This window comes from Actinomadura coerulea (genome assembly GCF_014208105.1).
Classification (GTDB): domain Bacteria; phylum Actinomycetota; class Actinomycetes; order Streptosporangiales; family Streptosporangiaceae; genus Spirillospora; species Spirillospora coerulea.
On the sequence record NZ_JACHMQ010000001.1, the window covers coordinates 576,000 to 588,483 of the forward strand.

The 12,484-nt window shown below is 74.0% G+C and carries 13 protein-coding genes; 4 read left to right on the forward strand and 9 right to left on the reverse strand.

Annotated elements, in window-relative coordinates; genetic code table 11:
- Positions 1-29: 29 nt before the first annotated feature.
- From BKA00_RS02710 to BKA00_RS02740, 7 genes are all read right to left on the reverse strand, one after another.
- Positions 30-767, reverse strand: a complete 738-nt coding sequence (locus BKA00_RS02710; RefSeq protein ID WP_185023417.1) for a Type 1 glutamine amidotransferase-like domain-containing protein — start codon at positions 765-767, stop codon at positions 30-32.
- Between the two features lie 84 nt (positions 768-851).
- The gene (locus tag BKA00_RS02715; RefSeq protein WP_185023418.1) at positions 852-1,739 is read right to left on the reverse strand and encodes a TIGR01777 family oxidoreductase; all 888 of its coding nucleotides are present in this window, start codon (positions 1,737-1,739) and stop codon (positions 852-854) included.
- 139 nt (positions 1,740-1,878) lie between these two features.
- Positions 1,879-3,387 carry a 2-oxoglutarate dehydrogenase, E2 component, dihydrolipoamide succinyltransferase gene (gene sucB / locus BKA00_RS02720; protein ID WP_185023419.1) on the reverse strand — a complete coding sequence of 503 codons (1,509 nt, stop codon included), beginning with the start codon at positions 3,385-3,387 and terminating at the stop codon, positions 1,879-1,881.
- A gap of 36 nt (positions 3,388-3,423) precedes the next feature.
- Positions 3,424-4,815: a dihydrolipoyl dehydrogenase gene (gene lpdA, locus BKA00_RS02725; RefSeq protein ID WP_185023420.1), complete on the reverse strand. Its 1,392-nt coding sequence runs from the start codon at positions 4,813-4,815 to the stop codon at positions 3,424-3,426.
- Between the two features lie 159 nt (positions 4,816-4,974).
- On the reverse strand, positions 4,975-6,507 hold the full coding sequence (locus BKA00_RS02730; protein WP_185023421.1) for a leucyl aminopeptidase: 1,533 nt from the start codon (positions 6,505-6,507) through the stop codon (positions 4,975-4,977).
- Positions 6,508-6,535: 28 nt separating this feature from the next.
- The gene (locus BKA00_RS02735) at positions 6,536-7,294 is read right to left on the reverse strand and encodes an adenosylcobinamide-GDP ribazoletransferase (RefSeq protein WP_185023422.1); all 759 of its coding nucleotides are present in this window, start codon (positions 7,292-7,294) and stop codon (positions 6,536-6,538) included.
- A 16-nt stretch (positions 7,295-7,310) separates the two neighbouring features.
- On the reverse strand, positions 7,311-8,255 hold the full coding sequence (locus tag BKA00_RS02740; RefSeq protein WP_185023423.1) for a bifunctional adenosylcobinamide kinase/adenosylcobinamide-phosphate guanylyltransferase: 945 nt from the start codon (positions 8,253-8,255) through the stop codon (positions 7,311-7,313).
- A 248-nt stretch (positions 8,256-8,503) separates the two neighbouring features.
- On the opposite strand from BKA00_RS02740, the gene BKA00_RS02745 reads away from it, so the two are divergent.
- Both BKA00_RS02745 and BKA00_RS02750 read left to right on the forward strand, forming a co-directional pair.
- Positions 8,504-9,202, forward strand: coding sequence for a DsbA family protein (locus BKA00_RS02745; protein ID WP_185023424.1), 699 nt, complete (start codon positions 8,504-8,506; stop codon positions 9,200-9,202).
- Positions 9,203-9,239: 37 nt separating this feature from the next.
- Positions 9,240-9,437, forward strand: coding sequence for a hypothetical protein (locus BKA00_RS02750; RefSeq protein WP_185023425.1), 198 nt, complete (start codon positions 9,240-9,242; stop codon positions 9,435-9,437).
- Positions 9,438-9,500: 63 nt separating this feature from the next.
- Here BKA00_RS02750 and BKA00_RS02755 read toward each other — a convergent pair whose 3' ends face one another.
- A complete protein-coding gene (locus BKA00_RS02755; RefSeq protein WP_185023426.1) occupies positions 9,501-10,502 on the reverse strand; it encodes an aldo/keto reductase family protein in 1,002 nt (333 codons plus the stop codon).
- Positions 10,503-10,595: 93 nt separating this feature from the next.
- Positions 10,596-11,171 (reverse strand): DUF3043 domain-containing protein, encoded by a 576-nt coding sequence (locus BKA00_RS02760; protein ID WP_230298497.1) that lies wholly within the window; start codon positions 11,169-11,171, stop codon positions 10,596-10,598.
- A gap of 133 nt (positions 11,172-11,304) precedes the next feature.
- Between BKA00_RS02760 and BKA00_RS02765 the strand changes: the two genes are divergently transcribed.
- Together BKA00_RS02765 and pspAA are read left to right on the forward strand one after the other, a co-directional pair.
- Positions 11,305-12,111 carry a PspA/IM30 family protein gene (locus tag BKA00_RS02765; protein ID WP_221492988.1) on the forward strand — a complete coding sequence of 269 codons (807 nt, stop codon included), beginning with the start codon at positions 11,305-11,307 and terminating at the stop codon, positions 12,109-12,111.
- On the forward strand, positions 12,108-12,386 hold the full coding sequence (gene pspAA / locus BKA00_RS02770) for a PspA-associated protein PspAA (protein ID WP_185023428.1): 279 nt from the start codon (positions 12,108-12,110) through the stop codon (positions 12,384-12,386). Before BKA00_RS02765 ends, pspAA begins: the two co-directional genes overlap by 4 nt.
- Positions 12,387-12,484: the final 98 nt, after the last annotated feature.

Sequence of the window (12,484 nt, forward strand, 5' to 3'; positions counted from 1 at the left end):
GCTTATGCCGTGATCGCCCGGACCGCTCCTCAGAAGGCGGCGAGCAGGCGGGGCTCCAGCCGGTACTCCTTGGCCGTCCCCGGCCCGTCCGGCTCGATCCGGTAGGCGCCCGCCTCCCGCCGGTAGGAGACGGCCTGGACGAACTCGGTGCCGACGTAGTGCAGGCCGACCGCCTCGTCGGCCGCGTACCCGCCCGGCAGGGTGCCCTCGCCGACGAGCTGCTGGAGCAGCGGCCGCCGCTGCGGGTCGCTGTCGTAGTGGACGCCGCACGAGTACGGCAGGAATCCGAGGCCGTCGGTCAGCGGGCGCAGCTGCGGCCCGAAGGAGTCGGTGTTGCCGCCGGCGTGCCAGCACAGCGCGCCCGCGCTCTGCCCGGAAAGCACGACGCCCTCCTGCCACGCCTCCCGCAGGATCTCGTCGAGGCCGTGCAGCCGCCACAGCGCCAGCAGGTTCGCGACGCTGCCGCCCGACACGTACAGCAGGTCCTGGCCGAGCAGGTGCGCCCGGACGTCGGCGACGTTCGGCATCGGGAACAGCGCGAGATGGCTGACCTCGGCGTCCATCGAGGAGAACGCGGCGTAGGAGCGCGCGATGTACTCGGCGCCGTCGCCGACGGCCGTCGTCAGGAAGCAGACGCGGGGGCGGTCCTGGCCGGTCAGGTCGAACGCGTAGCGCAGCAGCGGGCTCGGGGCCAGGCCCTCCCGGCCGTCCGGCAGGAAGGTGCCCCCGCCGATCGCGAGGATGTGCGGCTGTCCGTCGGTGCTCATGCATCCCCCTCGTAGGCCATCCGTCTCATTGTCACCGTATGACTACCGAACGGGATCGGCTGGGATTTTGACGATTCTTGGGACTCACAGGACGGCGGCGATCGCCGACTCGACGTCCTCGTGCGCGAACCGGAACCCGGCGTCCAGCAGCCGGCGCGGCAGGATCCGCTGGCTGACCAGCGGCCCCTCGTCGGCGAAGCCGCCGAGGGCGGCGCGCAGCGCGAACTTCGGGACCGACAGCCGCGCGGGGCGGTGCAGGGCGCGGCCGACCGCCTTGGTGTAGGCGTCGTTGGTCACCGGGTTCGGGGCGGTCAGGTTGACCGGCCCGGCGATCTCGGTGCCGACGAGGAACCGCAGCGCCGCGACCTCGTCGGGGAGGGAGATCCAGCTCGTCCACTGCCGGCCGTCGCCGAGGTCGCCGCCGAGGCCGAACCTGAACAGCGGGAGGGTGCGCCCGAGGACGCCGCCCTCGCGGGCCAGCACGACGCCCGTCCGCGGGTGCACGACCCGGACCCCGGCCTCCCGCGCGGGCGCGGCCGCCGCCTCCCAGTCGCGGACGAGGTCGGCGAGGAAGCCCTCTCCGGCGGGGGAGTCCTCGTCGGCCTCACGGTCGCCGGTGTCGCCGTAGTAGCCGATCGCCGACCCGCAGACCAGCACGCGGGGCCGGGGCGAGGCCGCCGCGATCGCCTCGGCGAGCGTGCGGGTGCCGGTCAGGCGGCTGTCGCGGATCTTCTGCTTGTACGCCTTCGTCCACGGCCGGTCGCCGACCCCGGCGCCCGCCAGGTGCACGACGGCGTCGGCTCCCTCCAGCGACTCCCTGTCGACGCAGCCGTCGGCCGGCGACCAGCGCGCCTCGTCGGGGCGGGACGGCTCCCTGCGCACCAGCCGGACGACGTCGTGGCCGTCCTCGCGAAGGGACCGCACCAGCGCCGAGCCGATGAGGCCCGACGAGCCCGTGACGGTGATCCTCATAGCCCCAGCCATACCCCCAGCGTAGAGGGACGGCACCGCCGGACGCCGACACTCCGCGGCGGGTCCCGCGTTTCCCCGGACGCGCGGGACCCCGCCGGCCTTGCGGGCGCGGCGGGGTCCGGCGGACGTGCGGGAGGGGTCAGAGGCCGAGGTCGGCCTCGAAGTTGCCCTCCTCCAGGCGGTGCTTGACCGTGGCGAGGAAGCGGGCCGCGTCCGCGCCGTCGATCAGGCGGTGGTCGTAGGTCAGCGCCAGGTAGACCATCGACCGGACCGCGATGACCTCGCCCAGCTCCGGGTCGTCGATGACGGCCGGGCGCTTGACGACGGCGCCGGTGCCGAGCATGGCGACCTGCGGCTGGTTGAGGATCGGGGTGTCGAACAGGGCGCCGCGGCTGCCGGTGTTGGTCAGCGTGAACGTGCCGCCGGCCAGCTCGTCCGGGCTCACCTTGTTGGTGCGGGTGCGCTCGGCGATGTCGGCGATCCGCTGCGCGAGGCCGCCCAGGTTGAGCTGGCCCGCGTTGTGCACGACCGGGACCATCAGGCCGCGCTCGGGCACGTCGACGGCGATGGAGAGGTTCTCCACCTCGTGGTAGGTGACCTCGTTGGTCTCGCCGTTGATGACCGCGTTCAGCTTCGGGTGGGTCTTGAGGGCCTCGACCGTCGCCAGCGCGAAGAACGGCATGAACGACAGCTTGACGCCCTCGCGGGCCTGGAAGTCGGCCTTGGCCTGCTCGCGCAGCCGCGCGATCTTGGTGATGTCCACCTCGACCACGGTGGTGAGCTGCGCGGACACCTGGAGCGACTCGACCATGCGGCGGGCGATCGTCTGCCGCATCCGCGACATCTTCTCGGTCCGGCCGCGCAGCGCCATCTGCTCGGCGGGGGCGCCGGCGGGCGCGGGGGCGGCGTGCCGTCCGGCGGGGGCCTGCGCCGGGGCGGGCGCGGGTGCGGCCGGGGCGGCGGCGGGCGCGGCCTGCTGCTGAGCGGCCTGCTGGGCGGCGCGGGCCGCCTCCAGGACGTCCTGCTTGCGGATGCGGCCGCCGACGCCGGTGCCCTTGACCGTGCCGAGGTCCACACTGTGCTCGGCCGCCAGCTTGCGGACCAGCGGAGTGACGTACGGGCCCTCGCCCGGCTCCGTCTGCTGCTGGGCGGGCTGCTGCGCGGCCGGGGCCGGCGCGGGCGGCTGCTGCTGGGCCTGCGGCTGCGGCGCCGGGGCGGGCGCCGGGGACGGCGGGGCCGCGGGCTGCTGCTGCGCGGGCGGCGGCCACGCGGCGGGCGGCGGGGCCTGCTGCTGGGCCTGGGCCTGGGGCTGCTGCTCCTGCTGCGGGGCCTCCTGCTGCGGGGCCTCCTGCTGGGGCTCCGCCTCCTTCTCCTCGGCGACCGGGGCGCCGCCGCCGGACGGCGCCTCGCCCTCGTCGCCGATGACGGCCAGCTCGGCGCCGACCTCGACGGTCTCGTCCTCGGCGACGGTGATGCTGGTGAGGATGCCCGAGGCGGGGGAGGGGATCTCGGTGTCGACCTTGTCGGTGGACACCTCGAGGAGCGGCTCGTCGGTCTCGACGCGCTCGCCCTCCTTCTTGAGCCAGCGGGTGACGGTGCCCTCGGTGACGCTCTCGCCGAGCTGGGGCATGGTGACGGAGACCGGCATGTCTCAGCGACTCCTTCGGAATACTTGTGCGGCTTCTCAGCCGTGCACGTGCAGTGGTTTGCCGGCGAGGGCGAGATGCGCCTCGCCGACCGCCTCGGACTGGGTCGGGTGGGGGTGGATCAGCTGGGCGACCTCGCCGGGCAGGGCCTCCCAGTTGTAGATGAGCTGCCCCTCCGCGATGAGCTCGCCGACGCGTGCGCCGACCATGTGGAGGCCGAGGACGGGGCCGTCCACGGCCGCGATCACCTTGACCTCGCCCTGCGTCCCCAGGATCTTGCTCTTGGGGTTGCCGGCCAGGTCGTAGGTGACCTCCTTGATCTCGTACCCGCGCTCACGGGCCACGGCGGACGTGATGCCGACCGAGGCCACCTCGGGGTCGGAGTAGGTGATGCGAGGGACGCCGTCGTAGTCGATCGGCGGCGGGGTGAGCCCGCTCAGCCGCTCGGCGACGAGGATTCCCTCGGCGAAGCCGACATGGGCCAGCTGTGGGGTCGGGATCAGGTCGCCGACCGCGGAGATGGTGGGGACGCTCGTCCGGCAGTACTCGTCGACCTTGACGTACCCGCGCTCGGTCTCGACGCCGGCCTCGGCCAGGCCGATGCCGTCGGAGACCGGTCCGCGGCCCACCGCGACGAGCAGCAGCTCCGCGTCGATGGTCTTGCCGTCCTCGAGGGTGACCGAGATGCCGCCCTGCGTCGTCTTGGCGCTCTGGAACCGGGTGCCGAGCTCGAACCTGATGCCGCGCTTGCGGAAGGCGCGCTCCAGCCGCTTGGAGCTGGACTCCTCCTCCAGCGGGAGCAGGTGCGGCAGCGCCTCGACGATCGTGACGTCGGCGCCGAACGAGCGCCACACGCTGGCGAACTCGACGCCGATGACGCCGCCGCCGAGGATCACGACCGAGCCGGGGACGTGCTCCAGCCGCAGCGCGTGGTCACTGGAGATGACGCGCTCGCCGTCGATGTCCAGGCCGGGCAGCGACTTCGGCGCCGACCCGGTGCCGAGCACGATGTGCCCGCCCTCGATGCGGCGGGTGCCCTCGGCGGTCTCGACCTCGACCGCGGTGGGGCCGGCCAGCCGGCCGGTGCCGTGCACGACCTCGATGCCCCGGGACTTGATCAGCCCGGTGAGGCCCTTGACGGTCGTCGAGACGACCTTGTCCTTGTAGGCGTTCACCCCGGCCACGTCGATGCCCTCGAAGGTGGCCTTCACGCCGAACTTCGCCGCCTCGCGGGACTGGTCCGCCACCTCGGCCGCGTGCAGCAGCGCCTTGGTGGGGATGCAGCCGCGGTTGAGACACGTCCCGCCGAGCGACTCGTCGCGCTCGATGAGCGCGACCGACCTGCCGAGCTCGGCGGCGCGCAGCGCGCACGCGTAACCGCCGCTGCCGGCACCCAGGACGACGATGTCGAAGGGGCCGTTGTTGGCCACTGGACGCTCCCTTTCCCCGGTTGTGGCGCCGCGTGGATCGCGGCGCCCTGGGCGGGGCGGGGCGCACCGGCAGTCCGGGCCCCCACCGCCACAAGAAAACCTATTCTGTCCTCCGCCCGCTCACAGCGGGCGGGACCCCCGTGGAATTCCCGTGGCCCCCTACAGGACGCCCGCGGCGACGTCCTCGGCGATCTGGACCAGTGTGCGCGCCGCGGCGCCGGTGCCGCCCTTCGGCGTGTACCCGTACGGCTCGCCCTTGTGGAAGGCGGGGCCCGCGATGTCCAGGTGGGCCCACTTGACGCCGTCGGGCACGAACTCCTTGAGGAACGTCCCGGCGACCAGCATGCCGCCCCAGCGCTCGCCGCTGATGTTGGCGATGTCGGCGACCGCCGAGTCGAGGCCCTTGCGCAGCTCCGGGGGCAGCGGCATGCCCCAGGAGGCCTCGCCCGCGCGGTCGGCCGCCGCGACGACCTTCTCGCGCACGCCGTCGTCGTTGGCCATGACGCCGAAGGTGCGGGTGCCGAGGGCGACGAGCTGCGCGCCGGTCAGCGTGGCGACGTCCACGATGAGGTCGGGGGAGTCCTCGCCGGCGCGGACGAGGGCGTCGGCCATGACGAGCCGGCCCTCGGCGTCGGTGTTGAGGACCTCCACGGTCTTGCCGCCGTAGACGCGCAGCACGTCGGACGGGCGCTGCGCGGTGCCGCTCGGCATGTTCTCGGCGATGGCGAGGTAGCCGACGACGTTGACCGCGGGGCGCAGCTCGGCGATGGCGGCGAGCGCGCCGAGCACGGCGGCCGCGCCGCCCATGTCGGACTTCATCCAGTCCATCGCGTCGGCGGGCTTGAGGGACAGACCGCCGGAGTCGAACGTGATGCCCTTGCCGACGAGGGCGAGCGTCCTTCCCGCCTCCGGGTGGGTGTAGGCGAGCCGGACGAGCCGCGGCGGGTTGACAGAGCCCTGCCCGACGCCCGCGATGCCGCCGTACCCGCCCTCGACGAGGGCCTTCTCGTCCAGCACCTCGATGGCGAGGCCGGTCTCGCCGGCGACCCGCTCGGCCTCGCCGGCGAAGTCCTCGGGGGACAGGTGGGAGGGCGGGGTGTTCACCAGGTCGCGGACGAGCTTGACCGACGCGGCGAGGGTGCGGGCGCGCCCGAGGGCGGCCTCCTCGGAGACGGGCGCGACCAGGCGGATCTCCTCGACCGGGCTCTTGTGGCCGTCGCCGGTGCGGAAGGCGTCGAAGGAGTAGGCGCCGAGCAGCGCGCCCAGCGCGACGGCCTCGACGGCCTCGGCGCCGGAGGCGGGGAGCGCGACCGCGACCCGGGCGGTGCCCGCCAGGGAGCGGACGGCGGCGCCGGCGGCGCGGCGCAGGTCCTCGGCGGACGGGTCCTCGCCCAGCCCGGCGGCCACGATGACCTTGGCGGGGACGGCGCCGAGCGAGGGCAGCCGGGTCACCTCGCCGGCCTTGCCGGTGGCGCCGAGCGCGCCGAGCGCGTCCGCGAGCCTGCCGTCCATCGCGCGGTCCAGGGCTTGCGCGCCCTCGGCCGGCGAGGCGCCCGCCGCAGCGGGTGCGACGCCGATCACGATCGCGTCGACGTCGAGGCCGGCCAGGTCTGCGCTGTCAAGGCTGATGCTCGTCACGTAGCCCGATGTTAGTCCTCCTGGTGACCGCTTTCGCCCTTTTGGATCAAGCATTGCCCTCCCGGGGGCGGCCGCCGCGTCGTCAGGGCAGCGCCGCGAGGGCGACCAGCGCGGCCGTCGCGGCGACCTCGACGAGGGCGCCGAGCACGTCGCCGGTCACCCCGCCGAGGCGGCGCACGGCGCGGCGCAGCACCGGCAGGGCGGCGGCGAGCCCGGCGGCCACCGCCGCCGCGCCGTGCAGGGCGCCGCCGGGGCCGCCTGCGGCCAGTCCCGCGGCCGTCGCGGCCACCAGGACGGCGGCCGTGGCGGCCAGCGCCGCGCGTGTCGGCACGGTGCCCGCCACCAGGGCCCCGAGGCCGCCGGGACGGGCGGACGGGACCCCCGTGCGGCACGCCCACGCGAGCGCCAGCCGGCCGGTGGCCGACGCGATGAGCGCGGCGAGGGCGGGATGCGGCGCCGAGGCGAGGGCGGCCACCTGGACCAGCAGCGTCAGCAGCAGGGTGACGACGCCGAACGGGCCGATGTCGGACCGCTTCATGATCGCCAGTGCCTCGGCGGCGGGCCGCCCGCTGCCGAGGCCGTCGGCGAGGTCGGCGAGGCCGTCCAGGTGCAGGGCGCGGGTGACCGCCGCCGCCGCGGCCACCGCGAGCGCCGCGGCGAGCAGGCCGGACAGGCCGAGCGGACCGCCCGCGAGCAGGACCAGCGCGGCGGCCCCGCCCGGGATCAGCCCTGCGGCGGGGGCGAGCAGCATCGCCGAGCGCGCGGCGTCCCGGTCGACCCGGCCCGTGCCCAGCGGGACGACCGTGAGCAGTGTGACCGCCAGCCGCAGGCCGGCGGTCATCGCGGGTCCGGGAAGGTCACGGGAGCTCCATGACGCGGCCCGCGACGACCAGCGCCGCCTCCTCGGACTCGGCCGCGAGCCGCTGGTTGGCCCGGCCGAGGACGTCCCGGAAGGCGCGCCCGGACACCGTCGTCGGCACCAGCGACAGGCCGACCTCGTCGCTCACCGCGACGACCCGCGCCGCCGTGCCCCGCCAGGCCGCGACCAGGCCGTCCACGAGCGGCCCCACCCGCGCCGGCTCCTCCCAGGCGTCCGTCTCGGACATCGCGGCCGCGAGCCAGGTGCCGATGCCGTCCACCAGGACCGGGCCGGCCGCCGACGCGAGCACGCCGGCGAGCTCGGTCGTCTCCACGGTGCGCCACCACGCCGGGCGGCGCAGCCGGTGCGCGGCGACGCGCTCGGCCCATTCGGGGTCGTCGCCTCGGACGGGGCCGGTCGCGACGTAGAGGACGTCCGAACACGCGGCCAGGCGCGTTTCGGCCTCGGCCGACTTGCCCGACCGGCTCCCGCCGAGGAGCAGAGTCCGGAACGGGCCCTGCTCCGGGCGGTTCCAGAAGGCCATGCGCCGGTCCAGCTCGGACGGCGAGGACAGGCGGTGGTCGACGTGGACGGCCATGACCCGCGTCTGCGGCGTCACCGCCCCGATATGGCGCAGGTAACCCAGATGGTCCGGCGACCCGGCCATGTCCAGCAGCACGGCCTCGTACTCGGCGCCCCCGGAGGGCTCCGGCCTGGCCCCCGGGCCCGCCGCCACCAGCGCACGCCCCCCGCCCGGCGCGCGGACCTCGTAGCCGCCGGGCACGTCCGTCCGCGGCAGGTCCTCCAGCGCGGCGCCGTCGACCTCGGCGGCGAACGGCTCGTACCGGACTCCCGCCGCGCGCAGCCGGCCGCACGACGCGCACCGGCATCCCGGCGCCGGCCAGCCCTGTGCGGCGGCGACGCCGCGAAGCTCGATGTTCATCCCACCGCGAACTCTACGGTTACCCTCGCCTGGAAGGATCACGACGTCCCCCTGGAGGATTTCCGGTGGGTAACCCCCCGAACGCGCCCTGGCCCCCGCGACCGGGCCAGGGCGGACAGCAGCCGCCCTACGGCCCGCCTGCCTTCCCGCCTGGCGGACCCGCGCCGGGCCCCCCGCCGGGATGGCGGCCGGGGCCGCCCGGCATGCCGGGAGCGCCCCCGCCGGGCCGCCGCGGCGGTGGCGGCCTGGTGATCGCACTGGTCGGGGCCGGGCTCGTCCTGGTGCTGGCGGTGGCCGCCGTCTTCGTCTTCCTCGTCCAGGGAGGCGACGACGGGGGAGGCGGCGGCGAGGAGCAGCTGAGGGTCGGCAAGATCGCCGGCGGCGCGGAGGCCACGCCCCTCGCGGACGGCGGCCTCACCATGGCCCGGCCGGGCGTCACGTCCCCGGTCGTCGACATCTACGAGGACTTCGCCTGCCCGCCCTGCGGCGCCTTCGACCGCAAGCACGACCCGATGCTCAAGCGGCTGGCCGTCGAGGGCCGCGCCAAGGTCGTCTTCCACCCGATGCTGATCTTCGGTGAGGGCACGCAGCCGGCCCATGACAACTCGCTGCGGGCCGCGGCCGCGCTGCGCTGCGTCACCGACGGCGCCCACTGGCTGTCCTACCAGGACGCCCTCTACGCCCATCAGCCGGCGAACGAGAACGCCACCGGCTACCTGACCCAGGACCTGCTCTCCTACGCGGAACCGCTGGGGCTCACCGGCGACGAGTTCACCTCGTGCGTGAAGAACCAGCGCCACGCCGCGAGCGTGAAGACCGTCAGCCAGGGCTACATATCGTCCGGGATCCAGGGGACGCCCAGCGTGCGGGTCAACGGGCGGACGCTCAGCCAGTCCGACACCGAGAGCCCGGACGCGCTGCGCCGTGCCATAGAGGCCGCCGCCTGACCGGCTAGTCTCACCGCGACGAGGGAGGTCGAGGGCGATGGCGTGGAGCTGGCGGCTGGAGAAGGCCGACGGGCGGACGATCGGCATGTCGGAGGAGACCTTCTCCACCCAGGCGGACGCGGAGAGCTGGCTGGGGGAGAATTGGCGGGGACTGCGCACCGAGGAGGTCGACAAGGTGACCCTCCTGGACGGCGACACCATCGTGTACGGGATGAGCCTGCACGACCCGGAGTGACCGGCGGGGAAGGGAGAGGGCCGCGAAGCGTCGCGCTCCGCGGCCCCCGGGTGCTCGCCGGGCTCAGGGGCGCCTGCGCGGGCTGACGGTCTTGGCCGGGTCCCGGATGACGGTCTCGCCGAGGATCTCGTCGATCCGCTTCATCACGTCGGCGTCCAGCTTGACCCCGGCCGCCCGCACGTTGTCGGCGACCTGCTCGGGGCGGGACGCGCCCACGATCGCCGCCGAGACGTTGGGGTTCTGCAGCGTCCAGGCGATCGCGAGCTGCGCCATCGACAGGCCGAGGTCGTCCGCGACCGGCCGCAGGTTCTGCACGCGGGTCAGCAGGTCGTCGTCCAGGTAGCGCTTGATCATGTCGGCGCCGCCCTTGTCGTCGGTGGCGCGCGAGCCCTCCGGAAGGGGCTGCCCCGGCTTGTACTTGCCGGTCAGGACGCCCTGCGCGATCGGCGACCACACGATCTGGCCGACGCCCTCGCGCTCGCAGAGCGGGACGACCTCCTCCTCGATGACCCGCCACAGCATCGAGTACTGCGGCTGGCTGGAGACGATCCGGTCGAAGCCCATCTCGTCGGCGATCTTCAGGGCGCGCTCGATCTCCTCGGCCCGCCACTCCGACACCCCGACGTAGAGGACCTTGCCCTGCCGGACGAGGTCGTCGAAGGCCCGGAGGGTCTCCTCCAGCGGAGTCTCGTAGTCGAACCGGTGGGCCTGGTACAGGTCCACGTAGTCGGTCCCGAGGCGGCGCAGGGAACCGTGGATCGACTCGAAGACGTGCTTGCGGGACAGGCCCCGGTCGTTCACTCCGGGACCCGTCGGCCAGTAGACCTTGGTGAAGATCTCCAGGCCTTCGCGGCGCTGCCCCCGCAACGCCCGGCCGAGGACCTCCTCGGCGCGCGTGCCGGCGTAGACGTCGGCGGTGTCGAACGTGGTCACGCCCTCGTCGAGGGCGGCCCGCACGCAGGCGCGCGCCGCGTCCTCCTCGACCTGCGAACCGTGGGTGAGCCAGTTGCCGTACGCGATCTCGCTGATCTTCAGACCGCTCCGGCCCAGGTTTCGGAACTCCATGGCCCCGACCCTAGCCCCGCCCCGGCCGTGCGGAGCGCGGCGGACCGCGCCCGCCGGACGGGCCCCGGCCCCGCCCTCAGGCCCCCGTCCTCGTCAGACCTTGTCCTTCTCGCCGAGGCGCACCCGCGGGTTCGGGATCCGCAGCCGGCGGATCTGCATCGCGCGCATGGCGGCGTACATGCCCACGCCCTTGGCGTCCTCGTCGGGGTAGCGCTCGGCGGCCAGCCGCTTGATGCCGCGGCTGAGCAGGAAGCCCTCGGCGAACACCACCACGAGCAGCAGCGGCGGCGCGAACAGGACCAGCAGCCGGGCCGCCGGGATCGGCAGCAGGCTGAGCAGCACGATCGCGAACATCGCGTACATCAGGTACGAGCCGACCGTGCGGCGCGAGTCGACGTAGTCGCGGGCCATCCGGCGCACGGGGCCCCGGTCGCGCTTGAGCAGGTGCTTCTCGTCGCCCTTGGCCATGCCCTCGCGGGCCCGGGCGCGGTCGGTGGCCTGCCGCTCCCGCACCTTCTTGTAGGCCTCCTTGCGGGTCGCCGGAGCCGTGATCGGCTGCCGGCGGCGCTTCTCGGCCTCGCTCCGCTTGGGCGTGGGTCGGCCCTTGCCGCCGGGCTTTACTACCTGAGGAGGATCCGGCGGGGCCTCCGGGGTACGACGCTTGAACACAGGGATCAGCCTACCGGCTGCGAACATCGTGGCTGCCTCGCGCGTTAACGCGTAGGGTGATAAGAACCCCAGCAGTGGTCATTGAGCCCAGTTCATGACTGAGGCGACAGCACGAAGGGACCGGCGCCGCGCGATGAGCGTGATGAAGCGAATGTCGATGATCTTCAAGTCCAAGGCGAACAAGGCCCTGGACCGGATGGAAGACCCTCGGGAGACCCTCGATTACTCCTACCAGCGCCAGCTGGAGATGCTGCAGAAGGTCCGTCGCGGGGTCGCCGACGTCGCCACCTCGCGCAAGCGTCTCGAACTGCAGATCAACCAGCTCGAACAGCAGCAGAGCAAGCTGACCGACCAGGGCAAGAAGGCCCTGCAGGTGGGCCGCGAGGACCTCGCCCGCGAGGCGCTGACCCGCCGCTCCGGCCTGGAGAGCCAGCTGGGCGACCTGCGCGGGCAGTACCAGCAGCTGCAGGGCGAGGAGGAGAAGCTCACGCTCGCCTCCCAGCGCCTGCAGGCCAAGGTCGACTCCTTCCGCACCCGCAAGGAGACGATCAAGGCGACCTACACGGCCGCCGAGGCGCAGACCAAGATCAACGAGGCGTTCTCCGGCATCTCCGAGGAGATGGGCGACGTCGGCCTCGCGATCCAGCGCGCCGAGGAGAAGACCGACACGATGAAGGCCCGCGCGGGCGCCATCGACGAGCTCCTGGCCTCCGGCGCCCTGGAGGACTTCTCCGGTCCGAAGGACGACATCCAGGCCGAGCTCGACCGGATGGGGTCCGGTCCCGGCGTCGACATGGAGCTGGAGCGGCTCAAGGCCGAACTCGGCCAGGGCCCCGCGCCCAAGGAGCTGAACCAGGGCTCGCCGACGGCCCAGCCGCACCAGCAGCAGGACACCCCCCAGCAGGCCCCGTGGCCGCAGAACCCCGGGGGTGCCCAGTGATCGTCCGCCTGATGGGCGAGGGCCAGCTGGACGTGGCCGAGGAGGACCTGTCCTCGCTCAACACCCTCGACGCCGAGCTGGAGGCGGCGATCGAGTCGGGTGACGAGGCCGCGTTCCGCGCCGCGCTGCACGCCCTTCTGGACAACGTCCGCAAGGTGGGCAGGCCGCTGCCGGCGGACAGCCTGGAGCCGTCCGGGCTGATCCTGCCCCCGGCCGACGCGCACATCGACGAGGTTCGCTCCATGCTGGGCGACGAGGGGCTCATCCCGGACTGACCGGCCGGGGTCCCGGGCCGGTCCCCGGGACGTCCCCGCCCGCGCGGGTCCGGGTCGCGTTATGGACATCCGGGCACAAAACCCGCGCCTTGGACGTT